The following is a 17,896-nucleotide window of genomic DNA, read 5'->3' as shown; positions in this document are numbered from 1 at the left end:
TCATCGAGGGCCCGCTGCCGGCGGTGCACGCAGCCCGCGACGCGGTCGACCAGTACGCGCGGTGGATGCGCGCCGACGGCGACGACCGGCCCATCGGCGTGCTGCGGTCGGCGGCGGCGCTGGACCTGATCCTGCGGCCGTGGGACACCAGCCGCCCACCGGTGACCGCGCACCTGACCCTCCACGCCGCGCTGCCCTCGCTGCGGCCCGACGCACCCGCCGGCGCCGCGCCGGCGGAGCTGGACGGGCAGCTGATCTCCGCCGCCCAGTGCCGGGAACTGCTCGACTCCCTGGACATGCTCGGCCTGTCCGCGGCACCGGCCGGCGGGTCGGTCCACGTCGCGATCGACGACCCGGTCACCGGCGAGACCGTCGCGGTGGCCACCCGCGCCGAGCTGGCCCGCGCCGCCGGCCGGGGTCGCCGCGTGCGCCGCGGGACGGGCATACGCGGCGCGCACCCGCCCGGGCAGCCCGACGGGCCCGGCCTCCGGCCGCCACCTCCGACGCCGGGGTACCGGCCCACCGCCGCCCAAGAACGGCTCGTCACCGTGCGCGACCGGCACTGCCGCATGCCCGGCTGCCGCCGCCGCGCCGGCCGCCGCGACATCGACCACGGGCAGGTCTACGCCGACGGCGGCCCCACCGACTGCTGGAACCTGTGCTGCCTGTGCCGGCGACACCACCGCATCAAGACCTTTGCCCGCGGCTGGTCGTTCACCCTGCACCCCGACGGACGGCTCACCGTCCGCACCCCCTCAGGGATCTCCCGCACCACCCGCCCGCCCGGCTGGTACCACGACCCCGAACCCGACCCGCCCTGGCTGGACGACCTCGCACCCCCCGACCCGCTCCGCACCTGAGGTCCGCAGGTGGTCGACACGGTGCCCGGCGATTCGGCGGTGGTCGCCCGCCCTCGGAGGCCGTTCAGGGGAGCGCCCGTGTCCTGGGGCGAGGCGGAACCGCGGGTCGTGGACGAGGCGGGGCGCGAGTGAGAGGCCGGGGCGGCGCGGGTCCGGTGAGGCCGGTGCTCCGCGCGCGACACGGCTGCCGCTCTGGCTCGGCGCATCGTCGGTGCGGGTGGGCGGACACGCCGCGACCCGGCTTGACGAGGGGGAGGTGCTCCGGTCTACTGAACCTCGTTCGAACACATGTTCGAGCAACTGGTCGGCCCGTCCTTCCCGGCTCTCTTCCCCGCCGGTGGGGTGGCGGGCATGCGGGGCGAGGCGTGGGGAGGCTGTCATGGGCCGGGTGCTCGGTGAGGTCGTCGGTCGGGCCGGCGAAGAGGTGCAGGTCGAACGCGGCCCGCTGGGTCCGGTGCAGTTCTGGCGCGGGCAGTCCCGGTACGTCGTGGGCGAGCTGCTCGACTCCTGGGTGGAGACGGCGCCGTGGTGGCTGCGGGACGCCGAGGCGGGCGGCGCGTCGGATGACCTGGTCGCGCCCCGCGAGGTGTGGCGGGTGGAGGCGGTGCGGGCCGGACGGTCTCGCATGAGCTTCGCCGGCGTCTACGACCTGACGTGGGATGCCTCCGGCAACCGCTGGTGGCTCGTCCGGGTGCACGACTGATGGGCGCCGCACGCGCCGTGCCGGCCGGCCAGCTGCCGCTGCCCCCCGCGCTGCCCGCCGCGGCCGCCGGGCTGCTCGGCCAGGCCCACCGCGGCCTGGCGGAGGCGGCCGCGGCCACCGATCCGCGGGAGCGGTACGCCACCGCGCACCTGGCAGCCCTCCGCGCCGCCGCCGCGGTGCTCGCCGCGCGCACCCGCCCCGAGGGCGGCCGCCGGCGCCCGCGCAGCGCCTGGGTCCTGCTCGGGGAGGTCGCTCCCGAGCTGGGGGAGTGGGCCACCTTCTTCGCCGCCGGCGCGGCCAAGCGCGCCGCGGCGGAGGCGGGGCTCTCCCGGGCGGTCACCGAGCGGGAGGCCGACGACCTGGTCCGCGACGTGCGGGGCTTCCTCGCCGTGGTCGAGGCCGGGCTGGGCGTCGATGCGCTGCCCGAGCCGCCCCGCTACCCGCGGCCGCACGTGGTCGGCGGGGCCGCGTCCCGGTCCACGATGTCCCGGTCCACGATGTCCCGGTCCACCGGTCCCGCAGGTGAATGACCCCTTCGTCCACCTGCACGTCGCTTCCGGCTACTCCATGCGGTACGGGGCCAACCATCCCGCCGACCTGGTGGCGCGGGCCGCCGAGCACGGCATGCCGGCCCTGGCCCTGACCGACCGGGACGGGCTCTACGGTGCGGTGAAGTTCGCGCTGGCCTGCCGGTCGGCCGGGGTGCGGCCGATCTTCGGGGTCGACCTGGCGGTGGCGCCGGCGCTGGGCACCAGTGTGCCGCCGGCTCTCGCGCACGTGCTGGGGGAGGACCCGGCCACGGCCCGGCCCCCGCGGTCGCGGGCCGCGACGCCCCCGCGCCGGTCGCCGGCCCGCGGCGGGGTGAGCGTCGACCCGCGGCTGCCCCGGGTCACCTTCCTCGCGCGCGACGGCGCCGGCTGGCGTTCGCTGTGCCGGCTCACCAGTGCCACCCACCTGCGCGGCACCCGCGGCGAGCCGGTGAGCTCGCTGGCGATCGCCGCCGAGCACGCCACCGGGCTGATCCCGCTGCTCGGTCCCGGTTCCCCGGTGGGTCGGGCCCTCCTCGCCGGCCGGGCCGACCTGGCCGTCCAGCAACTGGATGCCTGGCGCGCGGTCTTCGGCCCCGGGCTGGCGCTGGAGGTGGTGCACCACCGCGGCCGGGGTGACCGGCAGCGCGCGCAAGCGCTGCTCCGGTTCGCCGCCGAGCAGCAGGTGCCGGTCGTCCTGAGCAACGCGGTCCGGTACGTCGACGCCCTCGACGCCCCGACCGCCGACGTGCTGGACGCGGCCCGGCGGCTGGTCCCGCTGGGCGCCCGGCACGTCGACCGCACCACGGCCGAGGGCTACCTGAAGTCGGGCAAGGAGATGGCCGAGGTCGCGGAGGACCTGACCGGCCCCGACCGGGACGCCGCCCTGCGGCTGCTCGAGCGCACCGCCCGGCTGGCCGAGCAGTGCGCCGTCGACCCCGCCGGCGACCTGGGCATCGGCAGCGTCCGGTACCCCGAGCTCGACGTCGTCACCACGCCGGCCGAGCGGGGGATGGGCCCCGCGCAGGTGCTGCGCGCCCGCTGCGAGGCCGGGCTGGGGCGGCGCGGCATGGCGCCCACGACCCGGGTGCGCCAGCGGCTCGAGGAGGAGCTGGCGGTCATCGACTCGCTGGGCTACCCGTCCTACTTCCTCACGGTCGCGGACGTGGTCGACCTCATCAAGAGCTTGAGGGTCCGGGCGGCGGCGCGCGGATCGGGCGCCGGCAGCCTGGTCACCTACCTGCTGGGCATCTCCGACGTCGATCCGCTGCGCTACGGGCTGCTGATGGAGCGGTTCCTCTCGCCGCTGCGCCACCAGCTGCCCGACATCGACATCGACGTGGAGTCCGCGCGGCGGATGGAGGTCTACGACGCGGTCATCGCCCGTTTCGGCGCCGACCGGGTCAGCTGCATCTCGATGATGGACACCTACCGGGTGCGCCACGCCATCCGCGACGTCGGAGCCGCGCTGGGGCTGCCGCCGGCGGAGATCGACGCTGTCGCCAAGGCGTTCCCGCACATCCGGGCCAACCAGGTGCACGCCGCGCTGCGCGACCTGCCCGAGCTGCGGGCCAGCCGGTACGGCTCGCGCCGCGCCGGCGGCACCGGCGACCTCGACCTGCTGTTCGACCTGGTCTCCCGGCTCGACGGGCTGCCCCGGCACATCGCGCTGCACCCGTGCGGGGTGCTGCTCTCCGACGCCACGCTGCTGGACCGCACGCCGGTGGAGAGCAGCTACCTCGGCTACCCGATGAGCCAGTTCGACAAGGACGACGTCGAAGAGTTGGGGCTGCTCAAGCTGGACCTGCTGGGCATCCGGATGCAGTCGGCGATCGCGCACGCCCTCGACGAGATCCGGCGGACCGACGACGAGGTCGTCGACATCGACGCGATCCCGCGGGACGACCCGACGACGTTCGAGCTGATCCGCAGCACCCGCACGCTCGGCATGTTCCAGATCGAGTCGCCGGGGCAGCGGGAGCTGGTCGGCAAGTTCGGGCCGCGGACGTTCGAGGACATCATCATCGACATCTCGCTGTTCCGGCCCGGGCCGGTGAAGAGCGACATGGTCACCCCGTTCCTCATGGCCAGGAACGGCTGGCGCGACGCCGAGTACCCCCACCCCGACCTGGAGTTCGCCCTCGCCGAGACCGCCGGTGTGGTGGTCTTCCACGAACAGGTGCTGCAGGTGGTGGCCCGGATGGCCGGCTGCACGCTGGCCGAGGCCGACGAGGTGCGCCGGGCGCTGGGGGAGAAGGACGCCCACCCGGAGGTGCGGGCGTGGTTCGTGCCGCGGGCGCTGGACGCCGGCTACCCGGTGGAGGTCGCCGAGCGGGTGTGGGAGGTGCTGGCGGCCTTCGGCTCGTTCGGCTTCTGCAAGGCGCACGCGGCGGCGTTCGCGCTGCCCACCTACCAGTCGGCGTGGCTGAAGACCCACCACCCGGCGGCGTTCCTGGCCGGGGTGCTCACCCACGACCCCGGCATGTACCCGAAGCGGCTGATCCTCGACGACGCCCGCAACTTCGGCATCCGGGTGCTCGGGCTCGACGTCAACGCCTCGACCGGCAGCTACCGGGTCGAGCGGCTCGAGGCCGACGCCGATGCCGAGGACGCCGGGGTCGACGATGCCGGGCCGGACGACGTCGTGGTCGACGATGCCGGGGCCGGTGATGCCTCCGGGGACAACCCCGAAGCTGAGGTGGAGGTAGAGGGTCGGGGCTGGCGTCGCCCGGAGTGGATGCCCGCCGCGATGCCCGATCCCACCCGGTACGGCATCCGGCTCTCGCTGGCCGACGTGAAGGGCATCTCCGACGACGAGGTGGCGCGGGTGGTCGCCGGGCAGCCCTACCGGTCGCTGACGGACTTCTGGGCGCGGGCGTCGGTGTCCCGCCCGGTGGTCGAGCGCCTGGTGCTGGCCGGCGGGTTCGACTCGCTCTACGGGTTCGGGATGCGTGACCGGGAGGCCGGCCGGCCCACCCGCCGGCGCCGCCAGGTGACCCGGCGCGACCTGCTGCTGCAGATCAGCGAGCTCGACCGGTGGAGCCGCAGCGGCGCACGGGCAACCTCGGACGGGCAGCTGAGCCTGGACCTCATGGGAGTGGAGCTGCCCGAGGAGTCCGCCGGGGAGCCGGCCGGCCCGGAGTGGGCCGAGGGCAGCGGGCTGCCCGAGTTCACCGACGCCGAGCTGGTGCGGGCGGAGCTGGAGGTGCTCGGGCTGGACGCCAGCCGGCACGTCGTCGACTTCTACCGGCCGTTCCTGTCCGCTCTCGGCGCGGTGCCGGCCGGGGAGCTCCTCGGCTGCCGCAGCGGCAGCGAGGTGCTGGTCGCCGGGGTCAAGGTGGCCACCCAGACCCCGCCGATCCGGTCCGGGCGCCGGGTGGTGTTCGTGACCCTCGACGACGGCACCGGCTGCACCGACTCGACCTTCTTCGAGGATGCGCAGGGCCCCTACGCGGCGACGGTCTTCCACTCGTGGCTGCTGGTCATCCGCGGGGTGCTGCGCCGGACCGGGCCGCGCGGTGTGTCGCTGCGGGCCACCGGGGCGTGGGAGCTGCCGGCGCTGCACGAGGCGTGGGAGGCCGACGGGCTCGACGGGGTGCGCGACCTGATGGCGACGCCGGGGGAGTTCACCGAGCAGTCGATCGCCGGGGCGGCCGCCTCGCACGGCTCCCGGCCGGTGGTCGTGCGGCCGGTCCTGGTCCACCCGACCGGCTTCCGGATGTCGCCCTACGCCGACATCAAGCCGGCCGGCGACGAGACCAAGGTCGCGGCCCGCCGCGCCGCCGCCGGGCCGCCGCGGAAGCTCTGGCACTCCAGCCCCGGCAGCTCCGGCCACTGAGGAAGGCCCCGCTGCCCCCAGCCGCTCGCCGGCCGGGGACGGCGCCCAGGCTCAGCCGTTGCCGCCCTCGGGCTCGGTGACGTCGTCGACCTCCTGCTCGACCTCGTCGACGCCCTCCTGGATGTTCTGCTCGACGCTGTCGTCGACGACGTCCTCCCCGCAGGCGACCGTCGTGAGGGAGGCAGCGGTGATGGCGAACGCGGCCGCGGTCCTGCGAAGCAGGTGCGGACGGGTGGCGCGGGTCATGGCAACTCCTCGGTCATCGGTGCACTGACCAGCCAGGAGTGCCCTCGGGTCGCCGACCGGTAAACGGACGGCGGCGGCCGACCGGCCCGGCCGGGCTCGGCCCACATCGGTGGGAGCGCCCGCCGACCGATGAGTCCGGCCGGCAACCGGGGTCCACACCACCGACACCGGCACCCGGCCGGAGCAAGGAGGAACCGACCATGCCCAAGCAGATCCCGTGCCTGTGGTTCGACGGCCAGGCCGAGGAGGCGGCGACGCTGTACACCTCGCTCTTCCCGAACTCGAGCATCGGCGCCATCACCCGCTATGGGCCGGACATGCCCCCGCCGATGAAGGAGGGCGACGTCCTGACCGTCGACTTCATCCTCGACGGGCAGCCCTACACCGCCCTCAACGGCGGTCCGCAGTTCACGTTCAGCGAGGCCGTTTCCCTCCAGATCCTGTGCAAGGACCAGGAGGAGGCCGACCACTACTGGGACCGGCTCACCGAGAACGGCGGCGAGGAGAGCATGTGCGGCTGGCTCAAGGACCGCTTCGGTCTTTCCTGGCAGGTCTTCCCCGAGGAACTGATCGCGCTGACCACCGACCCCGACCCCGGCCGGGCGCAGCGCGCCACCCAGGCCATGCTGCAGATGCGGCGCATCGACATGGCGGAGATCCGGCGGGCGGCCGACGGCGTCCCCGCCTGAACGACCACGCGGCGCCCACCGGCGGGGAAGCGGTGGGCGCCGCGGTCCGCCGCTAGGCTCCGGTGGGTGCCGACCGTTCCCGCCTCGCCGACCGCGGAGCAGCTGCCCGTCCGGACCGCTGCCGTGTGGGCCGCGCTCGATCCGCTGGTCAGCGCCGGGAACGCGCTCCGCGTGCTGGACGTCGGCGGCGGCAGCGGGATGTTCGCCGTGCCCCTGGCGCGCCTGGGCCACAGCGTCACCGTCGTCGACCCCAGCGCCGACGCGCTCGCGACCCTGCGCCGGCGCGCCGAGACCGCCGGTGTGGGCGAGCGGGTGAGCGGCGTCCAGGGCGACGGTGACCTGCTGCACGAGGTCCTCGCCGACGACGGCGGCTACGACCTGGCCCTCTGCCACTCCGTGCTCGAGGTCGTGGACGACCCCGCCGTCACCCTGGCCGAGATCGCCGGCGCGCTGCGCCCCGGGGGCCGGGTGAGCCTCGCCGTCGCCAACCGGGCGGGCGCGGTGCTCGCCCGCGCCGTCGCCGGCCACCCTGCCGAGGCCCTCGCGCACCTGCGCGACCAGGCCACCCCCGGCCGCCCGGCCCGCCGCCGGTTCGCCCCGGACGACCTCGTGGCGCTCGTCGGCGGCGCGGGTCTGACCCCGGGCACCTGGCGCGGGGTCTCCGTCGTCGCCGACCTGCTGGACACGGCGTCGGGCGCCGACCCGGCCGCCGTCCGGGACCTCGAGCTCGCGCTCGCCGACACCTCGCCCTACCGCGAGGTCGCCGCGGGCCTCCACCTGCTGGCGACCCGCGCGTGACCCGGGCGGTCGACGGCGCGCTGCCGCCCGACCTGCACCGGCCGGCCTACGGCGTCGCGACCCTCGCCGACGTGCTGCCCGGCGTGGCGGCGGCCCTGGGCACGCCCGTGCCGCGGGGGGACCTGCCCGGCGACCCGCTGGGCCTGGCCGGCGCCCTGCACGGTGCCCGTCGCGTGGCGGTCCTGCTCGTGGACGGCCTCGGCGCCGACCTGCTCCGGGCGCACGCCGAGATCGCCCCCACCCTGGCCGCCCTGGCCGCGCCGGTGGGCACCCTGCAGGCGCCCTGCCCGAGCACCACCCCGGTCAGCCTCGCCACCATCGGCACCGGCCTGCCCCCGGGCAGCCACGGCATCCTGGGCTTCGTCACGGACGTGCCGGGGGAGGGCCGCACCCTCAACCACACCCAGTGGGGCGACGACCCCGACCCCGCCGACTGGCAGGCCCAGCCCACGGTGTTCGAGCGGGTCGCCGCCGGCGGCGCCACGGTCACCGCCGTCGGCCCGTGGGCGTACGCGGGCTCGGGCCTCACCGTGGCCGCCTACCGGGGCGCCGGCTACACCGGTGCGGTCGGCCCGGGCGACCTCACCGCGCTGATGCGCTCGGCGCTGGACGCCGGCCCCCGGGCGCTGGTGTACGGGTACATGGCCGAGCTCGACCTCACCGGGCACGTCCGGGGTGTGGACTCGCCGAGCTGGCGGGCGCAGCTCGCGCTGGTCGACCGCGTCGTCGAGCAACTCGTCGACGGCCTGCCCGACGACGCCGCGCTGCTGGTCACGGCCGACCACGGGATGCTCGACGTGCCCGCCGCCACCCGGCTGGACCTGGACGACGAGCCCGACCTCGCAGACGGGGTGCGGCTGCTCGCCGGCGAGCCCCGCGCCCGCTACGTGCACACCGAACCCGGGGCGGAGGCCGACGTGCTCGCGCGCTGGCGCGGCGTCCTCGGCGACCGGGCGTGGGTGGTGGGGCGCGAGGAGGCCATCGCCAGCGGCGTCTTCGGGCCGGTGGAGGAGCCGCTGGCGGCCCGCATCGGCGACGTGGTGGCGCTCGCCCGCGGCAGCTGGGCCCTGGTCAGCCCCCGCCTCGAACCCGGACCCAGCCGGCTGGCCGCCTACCACGGGTCGCTGACCGCGACGGAACTGGCGATCCCGCTGCTCGTCGCCCACGGTCGCGCCCTGTCCTGACCGCTCAGCCCCGCGACAGCGACAGCCGGTGCCAGGTGCGCGCCCGGCCGGGGGTGGTGGCCTGGCAGGTGAGGTGCACCGCCTCCGGTGACGGCCGGCTCTCCACGGTGACGACGACGGTGCCCGCCGCGTGGGCGAGCGCGACCGCCCACCGCTCCACGCCCGGCTCGCCCGCGTCCTGCGGGTCGACGCGGATCGGGGGCAGGTCGTCGACCCCGAGGGCGCCGAACTCCTCCCGCGCGTAGTGCTGGGCGGCCTGTACCGGTGCGGCCAGCCCGGCCCGCCCGCGCAGCCACGGCAGGGCCACCTCGTCGCGGTCGTGGGCGGCGACGACCAGCCCGCCGTCCCCCGGGACCTGGCCGTAGTAGAAGCCGTGGGGGAGCACCAGCATGTTCGCCGCGAAGCGGTCACCGCCCAGGTGGCTGCACTCCCACACGTCGGTCGGGCCGGGCGCGGGCAGGGCCCGGGCCAGCGGCCGGCCGCGCAGCGCGCAGCAGGCGTCGTGGCCGCCGTGCGTGCAGACCAGGTAGGTGGGCCCGCGAGCCGGCTCGCCCACCGATCCGTCCCACGGGGCGGTGAGCAGGTCGGAGTCGGCCGACCGCACCGACCACCAGAGGCCCTCGCGGCCGAGCCGGCCGTCGGCGTAGGCCCAGCGCCGGCCGGAGTCGGCCAGCCGGTCACCGGGCCGGCGGACCAGCAGCACCCGCACGCCCTCCCGCTGCGCGCGCTCCGTGAGCAGCCGCGCCACCCGCGCGTCGAACCGCGACTGCAGCAGCGCCTGCCGCCCCCACGGCCCCGGCTGCTCGATCAGCAGCCACCGCGACACCGGGGCCGCCGTCGCCACCCCGGAGTCGCCGCGCTCGAGCGCCTGCACCGAGCAGCGGGTCGCGTCCAGCCGGCCCAGCGGGCGGGCGGGGACGTCGGCGCGGCAGAAGTCGTCCTTCCCCGCCGGGCCGGTCGCGGTCACGCCTCCCACCGGGTCACCGGGGCGCCCCGGCGGCCGGCAGTTCGGCGTCGGGCACGGTGGCGATCGACTCGGTGACCAGCCGGCGGGCCAGCGTCAGGCGGTCCTCCGGGTCGAGGCCGGGCAGGTCGCCGACCTTCAGCTCGCCGGCATCCAGCAGCGCGGTCAGCGCCGCCCGCACCTCGCCCGGGAAGGAGTGCGTGCGCCGCCCGCCCACGAGCGTCACCCGGCCGTCGGCGTCGTTCCGCAGCGAGCACCGCAACCGCCGGCGCAGGCGCAGGACGGTCCCGGGTCCGAGGGCCGCGGCCGCGGACGCCTGGGCGAGCGGCGCGACCGGTTCAGGACGGACCTGCGCCCACGTGCGCTCGCGCAGCCGGTCGGCGACCTCGGTGGGGTCGACGCGGCCCAGCCACTCCTGCAGGCCGGCGATCACCGCGGCGACGTCGTCGCGCACGGATTCGGGGCGGCTCAGGTCCAGGCCGAGCGGCAGGGAGCCGCGCAGCGCCCGGTCCTCGGCCGCCAGGGTGCGCACCAGGTCCAGCGCGGATTCGGCGGCCGCCCAGCGGGTCACCGACTGGATGCCGACGGTCAGGTGCGCGCTGATCTCGCCCAGCGCCTTCGCCGAGTGCAGGAACCCCCGCGGCAGGTAGAGCGCGTCACCGGGGCGGAGCACCGCGTCGATCACGGGCGCGCGCCCGGCGGCGGCGGCCACCTCGGCCGCGTGGTCGTTCCACGGCTGGGTGCGCAGCGGGTCGGGCAGCACCGGCTCGTGGATGGTCCAGTGCTTCTCGCCGGCGACCTGCAGCACGAAGACGTCGTGCACGTCGTAGTGGGGGCTGAATCCCTGCGAGGACGGCGGGGTGATGTAGGCGTTGATCTGCGTGGGGTGGCCCAGGTCGGCGGCCAGCTGGTCGGCGAACTCGATCAGCGGCGGCCAGAGCCGGTGCAGCCCCTGCAGGACGACGGTGCTCCCGTCGGCGAACAGCCGCAGCACCGCGTCGGAGGAGACCTGGTCGGCGATCTCGGCGCCCGCCCCGCCCGAGGTGGTGAACCGCTTGGGATCGACGACCGCGCCGTTCTTGGCGATCCGCAGGAACGGTGTGCGCAGACCGCGCCGGGAGAGCAGCTCGTCGACCGCCGGCAGGTCCAGCAGGTCGGTGAAGGAGTTGCCGGTGTCCTCGGCCCGGGTCAGCAGCGGGTGCTGCGCCCAGTGCCCCCGGGCGAACCGCTCGGGGGCCATGTCCGTGCACCGCCGCAGGGCCGGGCGGAGCTCCTGCTCCGCCCGGCCCTGCGCGGTCGGGTCCTCGGTCAGGCCGAACCGTCCGCGCCGCCGTCGGCGCCACCGTCGGCACCGCCGTCGGAGCCACCGCCGGCGGCACCACCGTCGGCGGGACCGTGGGCGCCACCGTCGGCGCCGCCGTCCGCGCCACCGTCGGCACCGCTGTCCGCGCCGCCGTCCGCGCCGCCGTCCGCCCCGCCGTCGTGACCGCTGGGCGAACCGGCCGCGCCGTGGTCGGCCGGGCCCGCGCTGCTGTCGGCCGGGCCGTGCGCGCCGCCGTCGGCGCCGCCGTCGGCTCCGCCGTCCGTGCTGGTCATCTCGTCGTCGAGCGCCATGGGCTCCTCCGCTCCTGTCGGTGCGGACCGCCGTGCGGCGGCCCCGGACGGTGCTGTACCTCCCGCGTGATGCGTTGACACCTGCGCTCCCACCAGCGGTTCTGCCCCGGGACCACGAGCTGTCCAGCGCCTGGGAACGGCCCGGGCAGGAATGTGACGATCCGGTCACGGCTCGCCGGGCGACGTGGGCGACCGGGGCTCCAGCGGGCACCCACGAGGGTGCGGGACGTGGCACCGCGCCCCGCAGCGAGGCAACTGCACGACGACCGGAGGAGATCACCCGTGACCGAGAGTCGTACGCGTACGGACACCACGTTCGAGGACAACCTCGTCCGCGAGAGGACGGTCGACCGGCCGGCCGAGGGGGCGACCGCGACGGCGCCGGTGGCAGGCCCGGCCGTCGCCGCCCCGCCCCGGCGAGACCGGGTCCGGTGGGGCCCGGTGTGGGCCGGCCTGATCGTCGCCGTCCCCACCTTCCTGCTGCTGCAGCTGGCCACGCTGGCCCTGGGCTGGTGGGACGTCGGTCCGGGGGTCACCGGGAACGACGCTGACTGGATCAGCGGGATCAACGGGCTGATCGCCCTGTTCCTCGGTGGGCTGACGGCGGGCGCCAGCGCGATCTGGCGCGGGTTCAGCGACGGGCTGCTCCACGGCATCCTGGTCTGGGCGCTGACGGTGGTCTCGATCGTCTTCCTGACCCTGTTCGGTGGCGGAGCCCTGCTGGGCTCGCTCGCCGGCGTCGTCACCGACGTGACGGGCATCGAGCAGGCGAACCTGCCCGACGTCGCCGCCGGCCAGGTGGCCGACGTGGCGACCGCGAGCGCGAGCTGGGCCGTCCTGGGCCTGGGGCTGGGGATCACCGCCGCGGCGCTCGGCGGCGTGCTGGGCGCCAAGATGTGGCCCAGCCGCACGGACGCCGAGCGGCAGCGGGTCGCGGGCGCCTGACGGCCTCCCGCACCGCTATCGTCGACCCCGGTATCGAACACTTGTTCGATACCGGGGTCGACGTGTGGAGGGGTGGGCGGCGTGGCGCGGGAGATCGGTCGTGCGGAGGGCTGCACCGTGCTGCACGTCGACATGGACGCGTTCTTCGCCAGCGTCGAGGTGTGCCGGCGGCCCGAGCTGGCCGGCACCCCGGTGATCGTCGGCGGGGCGGGCAACCGCGGCGTGGTCACCTCGGCCACCTACGAGGCCCGTCGCTACGGCGTGCACGCGGCCATGCCCACCGCGCGGGCGCTGCGGCTGTGCCCGACGGCGACGGTCCTCCCGGGGGACATGGCGCTCTACGCCGAGGTGTCCCGGGCGGTCATGGCGCTGTTCCGGTCGGTCACCCCGCTGGTCGAGCCGTTGAGCATGGACGAGGCGTTCCTGGACGTCGCCGGTACCGGTCGCCGGTTGGGCGACGCCGCGGAGATCGGCGAGTTCCTCCGCGCCCGGGTCTTCGACGAGCAGGGCATCACCTGCTCGGTCGGCGTGGCCGGCACCAAGTTCGTGGCGAAGCTGGCCTCCACGCACGCCAAGCCCGACGGGCTGCTCGTCGTCCGCCCCCCGGAGGTCATGGGCTTCCTCCACCCGCTGCCGGTGGGCGCGCTGTGGGGGGTGGGCCCGAAGACGGAGGAGACGCTCCTGCGGCTGGGGCTGCGCACCGTGGGCGATCTCGCCCACGTGCCGGCGAGGACGCTCCAGCGGGCGCTGGGTGCCGCCGCGGGCACCCACCTGCACGAGCTCGCCTGGGGGCGCGACCCGCGGCGGGTGGTCCCCGACGAGCCCGAGCGCTCGACCGGGGCGGAGGAGACCTTCGCCACCGACGTCGACGACCCCCGCGTGGTCCACCGGGAGCTGCTGCGCCTGGCGGAGCGGACGGCCGGCCGGCTGCGCTCGACCGGCTGGCTGGCCCGCACGGTCAGCATCAAGATCCGCTTCGCCGACTTCACCACGATCACTCGCAGCCGCACCCTGGGGGCGCCCACCGACGTGGGGCAGGAGCTCTACGACACGGCCCGCGCCCTCTACGACGCCCTGGGGCTGGCCCGGACCCGCATCCGGCTGGTCGGGGTCCGGGCCGAGCGGCTCGTCCCGGCGGGTTCGGCGCCCCGGCAGCTCGAGCTCGGTGCCCGCGAGCACGGCCGCCGGGAGGCGGAGCTGGCCGCCGACCGGGCCGCCCGGCGGTTCGGTGCCGGCGCGGTCCGCCCGGCCACCCTGCTGGGCTCCTCGGGCGGGTCCGGACGACCGGCTCGCTGACCAGGGGTGATGTGCCCGGGGCTGCACCCGGAGGAGTGATCGCCGGACGCGCTCGGCGGCTCGCCGAGGCGTCGCCTTTCGCCACGTGCAATCGGCTCGTATCCTCGGAGACACCGTCGGCGGGAGCCTCCGACGGAACTGGCTCCGCCCATTTGGAGGTCGACGTGCCGCTCTCCGAGCACGAGCAGCGTCTGCTGGAGCAGATCGAGCGCGCCCTCGTCGATGACGACCCGAAGTTCGCATCCTCGGTCCGCACCGGCGATCGCCGTCAGAAGGCTCGCCGCAAACTGCAGCTCGGCGGGCTGCTGGTCCTGGTCGGCTTCGCCGTCCTGGTCGCCGGCGCCGTCGCCGAGTCCGTCCCGCTGGGGGTCCTCGGCTTCCTGGTCGCCTTCGGCGGTGCCGCCCTCGGGGTGCTGCACTACCGCGGGGCCACCGGTGCCGTCGAGGCGCCCGGCCCGGCCGGGCCGCGCGGCTCGACCGCTGCCGGCCGCGGCGGCCGGCGGGGGCGGCAGCCGATGAAGAACCGGCTGGAGGAGCGCTTCCGCCGCCGCTACGACCAGTAGCCCTCGCGCACCGCGTTCCCGGCCGCCGTCCGCCCCGGACGGCGGCCGGACTCGTCCCGGGTCCACCGTGCGGCCCACGCCCGCGTGCCCGCCACGAGGGAGGCCGGCCACAGCAGCGCCCGCAGCCGCACCGACCGGGGGCGCGCCGCGAGCAGTCCCCGGCGGGCCGCCCGCAGCGCCGCCCGCAGCTCGGCGGCCGGGGGCTCGCTGCCCGGCCGCCCGTAGCTGGCCGCCTCCTCCGCCCGGGCCAGCCGGCGCACGGCCGCCACCGCCGACTCCGCCGTCGGGCCGCCCGGGCCGCGGTTCAGGGTGAGCACGAGGGCCTCGGCCACCCGGCGTGGCGTCCACGAGGCCTGCAGGTGCACGCCGAGGTCCGTGGCGACGGCGCGCAGCTCGGCCCACGGCCCGGCGGCGTCGCCCCCCGCCAGCCGGCGGCGGCGCTGCAGCGCGCGCACCCCGGCCGGTGCGGCGACGACGACGGCGCCGAGCACCAGCACCCCGGCGGTGACCAGCAGCGGGCCCCGGTCGGTCGCGGTCTCCGCCAGGGGGGTGGCCTGGGGCACCGCCCCCGGCAGCCGGTCCGTCCGGGGGACCGCCGGCTGCGGCACGGCCGTGGGCGCCGGGACGGCGGGGGCGGCGTCGACCCGCTCCTCCGCCGTGGTCCGCGGCGACCAGGGGAGCTCGACCTGGCGGTCGGCCGCCAGCGGGGTGGGGTCGAAGGGCACCCAGCCGATCCCGTCGAAGTACACCTCCACCCAGGCGTGCGCGTCGTCGCTCGTGATCAGCCGGGTGCCGTCGGGCTGGACCTCACCGGGGGTGTACCCCAGGGCCACCCGGGCCGGCAGCCCCGCCTGCCGCACCAGCACGGCCATGGCGCCGGCGTACTGCTCGCAGTAGCCGCGCTTGAGCCGCAGGAAGTCCACCAGGTCGTCGCCGCTCGTGCCGGGCGCGGTGGAGAGGCTGTAGACGAAGCCGTTGGCCCGGTCGGTGAGGTACCCCTGGATGCGCAGCACGCGCTCGTAGGGCGTCGCGGCGCCGGCGGTCAGCCCCGCCGTGAGCTCGGCGATCGCCGGGTCCAGCTCGGGCAGCCCGCCGAAGCGCTCCTGCACCGGGTCGTCCGGCGGCGGGGGGAGGGCGCGCGCGAGCAGCTCCTCGGAGGGGCGCGGCTCGACCGCGGTCACCCCGTAGGCCAGCCCCGCGCTGGTCACGCCCCGGCCGAACACCGTGCCGGTCGCCTCGTCGAAGCGCCACGCGGCCGCCTCGCCGTCCACGCGGACCGTCAGCGGGGAAGGCGGCACCGGGAGGAACCGGTCGTCGTGCTCGAGCACCTCCACCTCGGCGGTCACCTGCCGCGTGGGCTGCCGGTCCGGGAGCGGGGCGAGGAAGCCGTCGTCGGCCACGGAGGTCTCGCCGTCGAGGTTGCTCAGCGACCACCCCTCGGCCGGCTCGTACTCGTCGAGGGCGACGGCGCGCAGGTAGCCCGGGTCCTCGACCGAACTGCCCACGCGCAGCAGCGGGACGGGCTCGGGGAGGGTCAGCTGCCCGCGCAGCTCCGCCGCCGGGTCCAGGGACGTCCCCGTCGCCGATCCGGTCCCGCCGCCGAGCCCGGTGGCGAACGACCCCTCGGGCAGCGTGGGCACCGCGGTCCCGAGGACGGCGCCGGCCGCCACCGCGACCACACCGGTCCGCACGGCGGCCCCCGCGCCGCCGGTGAGGCCCGGCAGGTCCCGGCGCTGGTCGGCCCACAGCAGGACGGCGAAGCCGGCGGCCGGGCCGACCAGCGCCACCAGCCCGATGCCGCCGGTGACCGTGCCCACCGGCACGCACACGAGCGCGAGCAGGGCCGCCCCGGCCACGGCCCCCTGCCGGCCCGCGACCGCCAGCGAGTCGACGACGACGGCGACCAGCCCGACGAACAGCGTGGTGAGCGCGAGCAGGCCGGTCAGCGGGAGAGCGGGGGTGGCCTGCTCGCGGATCTCGGCCGTGCCGGCGCCGAAGACCTCGCCGAGCCGGGCGATCGTCGTCGGGGTGGGCAGCAGCCCGGCGAGCGCGGTGTCGGGCACGAACACCGCCGCGAGCACGCAGACCACGAGGACGAGCTGGCCGAACGGCACGGCCACGGCGCCCAGCAGCCCGGGAGCGCGGTCGCCGGCGAACCGGGTCACCGCCGAGCGCAGCGCCAGGCCACCGGCGAGGACGGCGACGACGACGGTCACCACCGGCGGCACCCAGGCCCGGCTGGTGAACACGGGGGTGAGCGCCAGGGCTCCCAGCAGGGTGGCCGCGGCGGCGGCGACCGGGGTCCGGACGTCGGTCGGGTTCATGCCGGCGCACCCGCGGGCGTCCCGGTGAGCGCAGCCCACACCTCGCCGACGTCCTGGCCGGCCGACGCGGTGGTGACCCGCCAGCCCGCCCCGGCGAGGACGGCGACGGCCTGGTCGCGCTGGACCGCCAGGGCGTCGAGCGCGGCGCCCGTGGCGCCGCGCCGGCCCCGGCCCGGTTCGCCCCACGACGCGACGTCCAGCAGCACGGCGAGACCGGGCACCGGCCCCTGGCGCAGCCGCACGAGCTCGGCGACGTCGTCGGGTCCCACCGCGCCGAGCAGGCAGACCAGGGGACCGTCGCCCGCGGCGCGGCACGCGGCAGGCACGGCGTCGGACAGGTCCCGCGCCCGCGAGGCCCCCAGCACGGCCAGCCGGTCCAGCAGCTCCTCGGCGCCGAGCGCGGCGCCGGCGGCCCCCGGCGCCGGGTCGTCGCTGCCGGTCACCACCCGCAGCCGCGCACCCCGCCGGGCCAGGGCGACCCCGATGCTCGCGGCCGCCTCGACCAGCCACTCGAAGCTGTCACCGGGCGGCGACGGGTCGTCCGGCGGCCCGGCGACCCGCCGGCCGGCGTCCCGGGCGGGCGCGACGAGGTGGGCGCGGGCCCGGGTGTCGAGCAGCAGCGTGCCCTGGGCGCGCCAGGGGTGCTCCTCCAGCCGCACCATGAGCTCGCCGGTGCGCGCGCTGGCCCGCCAGTGCACCTTGCGCATGTCGTCGCCGCGCCGGTACTCGCGGATGCTGACGTCGTCGTCCCCGTGGACGGCGAACGCGCGGTGCGCCCCGTCGCCCCCTCCGCTGCCGCCGCCCGGGCCCCCGCGGCCCAGCGGGCGGACGCGGGGCACCACGACCAGCGGCGCGGTGTCCGACCCCACGGCGGTGCGCTCGACCAGCCCGAAGGGGTCGAGGACCCGCAGCCGCAGCGGCCCCAGCCGGTAGCGGCCGCGGTGCCGGCCGTCCAGCCGGTACCGGACGGTGGTCGTGGCGCCGGGGGCGAGGCCGGCCACCGTGAACCGGTACGGGCGCCCCAGCGTCGCGGGCAGCTGCTCGGCCAGCAGCCACAGCCCGCCGCGGCGCGCGTCGACGTTCTGCAGCCGCAACTCGACGTCGGCCGCCGTGCCGCGCGGCACCCGCTGCGGGGTGACGGTGCGCCGGGTGGTGACCCGGAACCGCCCCCGCGCCACGGTGACGCCGGCGAGCAGCGGCAGGACGAGCACGAACGCGGCCAGCTGGACGAGCGACCGTTCCCCGAGCACCACGCCGACCAGCCCGAGGGCGAGGCCCCCGGCGAGCAGGCAGCGGCCGCGGGACGTGAGGGAGCCCAGGGCCCGGTCGGGACCGCCGCGCACGC

16 protein-coding genes are annotated in these 17,896 nt (G+C 77.0%); 10 read left to right on the top strand and 6 right to left on the bottom strand.

The window, feature by feature from the left end:
* The 4 genes from BMW62_RS22840 to BMW62_RS20330 all read left to right on the top strand — a co-directional run.
* Positions 1–860: HNH endonuclease signature motif containing protein (locus BMW62_RS22840; RefSeq protein WP_211435214.1), on the top strand; the 860-nt coding region annotated here is incomplete at its 5' end.
* A 379-nt stretch (positions 861–1,239) separates the two neighbouring features.
* Complete coding sequence (locus BMW62_RS20340; protein ID WP_091934969.1) at positions 1,240–1,563, top strand: DUF6504 family protein; 324 nt, start codon at positions 1,240–1,242, stop codon at positions 1,561–1,563.
* The gene (locus BMW62_RS20335) at positions 1,563–2,093 is read left to right on the top strand and encodes an SAV_6107 family HEPN domain-containing protein (RefSeq protein WP_091934966.1); all 531 of its coding nucleotides are present in this window, start codon (positions 1,563–1,565) and stop codon (positions 2,091–2,093) included. Before BMW62_RS20340 ends, BMW62_RS20335 begins: the two co-directional genes overlap by 1 nt.
* Complete coding sequence (locus BMW62_RS20330) at positions 2,086–5,928, top strand: DNA polymerase III subunit alpha (protein ID WP_091934963.1); 3,843 nt, start codon at positions 2,086–2,088, stop codon at positions 5,926–5,928. The genes BMW62_RS20335 and BMW62_RS20330 overlap by 8 nt, the downstream gene beginning before the upstream one ends.
* A 51-nt stretch (positions 5,929–5,979) precedes the next feature.
* Here BMW62_RS20330 and BMW62_RS20325 read toward each other — a convergent pair whose 3' ends face one another.
* Positions 5,980–6,174 (bottom strand): hypothetical protein, encoded by a 195-nt coding sequence (locus BMW62_RS20325; protein WP_091934960.1) that lies wholly within the window; start codon positions 6,172–6,174, stop codon positions 5,980–5,982.
* Positions 6,175–6,374: 200 nt separating this feature from the next.
* Between BMW62_RS20325 and BMW62_RS20320 the strand changes: the two genes are divergently transcribed.
* The 3 genes from BMW62_RS20320 (at position 6,375) to BMW62_RS20310 (ending at position 8,845) form a co-directional block, all read left to right on the top strand.
* Positions 6,375–6,863: a VOC family protein gene (locus BMW62_RS20320; RefSeq protein ID WP_091934957.1), complete on the top strand. Its 489-nt coding sequence runs from the start codon at positions 6,375–6,377 to the stop codon at positions 6,861–6,863.
* A gap of 66 nt (positions 6,864–6,929) precedes the next feature.
* The gene (locus BMW62_RS23550; protein ID WP_091934953.1) at positions 6,930–7,661 is read left to right on the top strand and encodes a class I SAM-dependent methyltransferase; all 732 of its coding nucleotides are present in this window, start codon (positions 6,930–6,932) and stop codon (positions 7,659–7,661) included.
* The gene (locus tag BMW62_RS20310; RefSeq protein ID WP_091934950.1) at positions 7,658–8,845 is read left to right on the top strand and encodes an alkaline phosphatase family protein; all 1,188 of its coding nucleotides are present in this window, start codon (positions 7,658–7,660) and stop codon (positions 8,843–8,845) included. The genes BMW62_RS23550 and BMW62_RS20310 overlap by 4 nt, the downstream gene beginning before the upstream one ends.
* A gap of 4 nt (positions 8,846–8,849) precedes the next feature.
* On the opposite strand, the gene BMW62_RS20305 is transcribed toward BMW62_RS20310, so the two are convergent.
* The 3 genes from BMW62_RS20305 to BMW62_RS20295 all read right to left on the bottom strand — a co-directional run bounded on the left by BMW62_RS20305 (position 8,850) and on the right by BMW62_RS20295 (position 11,423).
* Entirely contained in the window at positions 8,850–9,812 is a 963-nt protein-coding gene (locus tag BMW62_RS20305; protein ID WP_244524189.1) for a sucrase ferredoxin, read from the bottom strand.
* A 13-nt stretch (positions 9,813–9,825) separates the two neighbouring features.
* A complete protein-coding gene (locus BMW62_RS20300; RefSeq protein ID WP_170852490.1) occupies positions 9,826–11,049 on the bottom strand; it encodes a cupin domain-containing protein in 1,224 nt (407 codons plus the stop codon).
* 68 nt (positions 11,050–11,117) lie between these two features.
* Positions 11,118–11,423 (bottom strand): BatC protein, encoded by a 306-nt coding sequence (locus tag BMW62_RS20295; RefSeq protein WP_091935002.1) that lies wholly within the window; start codon positions 11,421–11,423, stop codon positions 11,118–11,120.
* Between the two features lie 282 nt (positions 11,424–11,705).
* Between BMW62_RS20295 and BMW62_RS20290 the strand changes: the two genes are divergently transcribed.
* The 3 genes from BMW62_RS20290 to BMW62_RS20280 all read left to right on the top strand — a co-directional run bounded on the left by BMW62_RS20290 (position 11,706) and on the right by BMW62_RS20280 (position 14,227).
* A complete protein-coding gene (locus tag BMW62_RS20290) occupies positions 11,706–12,368 on the top strand; it encodes a permease (RefSeq protein WP_091934944.1) in 663 nt (220 codons plus the stop codon).
* Positions 12,369–12,449: 81 nt separating this feature from the next.
* Positions 12,450–13,664, top strand: coding sequence for a DNA polymerase IV (gene dinB / locus BMW62_RS20285; protein WP_091934996.1), 1,215 nt, complete (start codon positions 12,450–12,452; stop codon positions 13,662–13,664).
* Between the two features lie 164 nt (positions 13,665–13,828).
* Entirely contained in the window at positions 13,829–14,227 is a 399-nt protein-coding gene (locus BMW62_RS20280; RefSeq protein ID WP_091934993.1) for a DUF3040 domain-containing protein, read from the top strand.
* On the opposite strand, the gene BMW62_RS20275 is transcribed toward BMW62_RS20280, so the two are convergent.
* Together BMW62_RS20275 and BMW62_RS20270 are read right to left on the bottom strand one after the other, a co-directional pair.
* Positions 14,215–16,551, bottom strand: a complete 2,337-nt coding sequence (locus BMW62_RS20275; protein ID WP_091934990.1) for a transglutaminase TgpA family protein — start codon at positions 16,549–16,551, stop codon at positions 14,215–14,217. The genes BMW62_RS20280 and BMW62_RS20275 overlap by 13 nt on opposite strands.
* The gene (locus BMW62_RS20270; protein ID WP_091934940.1) at positions 16,548–17,894 is read right to left on the bottom strand and encodes a DUF58 domain-containing protein; all 1,347 of its coding nucleotides are present in this window, start codon (positions 17,892–17,894) and stop codon (positions 16,548–16,550) included. Before BMW62_RS20270 ends, BMW62_RS20275 begins: the two co-directional genes overlap by 4 nt.
* Positions 17,895–17,896: the final 2 nt, after the last annotated feature.

It is taken from the genome of Blastococcus sp. DSM 46786 (genome assembly GCF_900109665.1).
Lineage (GTDB): Bacteria > Actinomycetota > Actinomycetes > Mycobacteriales > Geodermatophilaceae > Blastococcus > Blastococcus carthaginiensis.
This window is presented reverse-complemented; position numbering and strand designations above follow the sequence as displayed.

Excerpts from the sequence above, each read along its gene's own strand:
- BMW62_RS20300 (WP_170852490.1), bottom strand. The coding sequence starts at position 11,049 with ATGGCCCCCGAGCGGTTCGCCCGGGGGCACTGGGCGCAGCACCCGCTG.
- BMW62_RS20320 (WP_091934957.1), top strand. The coding sequence starts at position 6,375 with ATGCCCAAGCAGATCCCGTGCCTGTGGTTCGACGGCCAGGCCGAGGAG.
- BMW62_RS20335 (WP_091934966.1), top strand. The coding sequence starts at position 1,563 with ATGGGCGCCGCACGCGCCGTGCCGGCCGGCCAGCTGCCGCTGCCCCCC.
- BMW62_RS20275 (WP_091934990.1), bottom strand. The coding sequence starts at position 16,551 with ATGAACCCGACCGACGTCCGGACCCCGGTCGCCGCCGCCGCGGCCACC.
- BMW62_RS20340 (WP_091934969.1), top strand. The coding sequence starts at position 1,240 with ATGGGCCGGGTGCTCGGTGAGGTCGTCGGTCGGGCCGGCGAAGAGGTG.
- BMW62_RS20295 (WP_091935002.1), bottom strand. The coding sequence starts at position 11,423 with ATGGCGCTCGACGACGAGATGACCAGCACGGACGGCGGAGCCGACGGC.
- BMW62_RS20325 (WP_091934960.1), bottom strand. The coding sequence starts at position 6,174 with ATGACCCGCGCCACCCGTCCGCACCTGCTTCGCAGGACCGCGGCCGCG.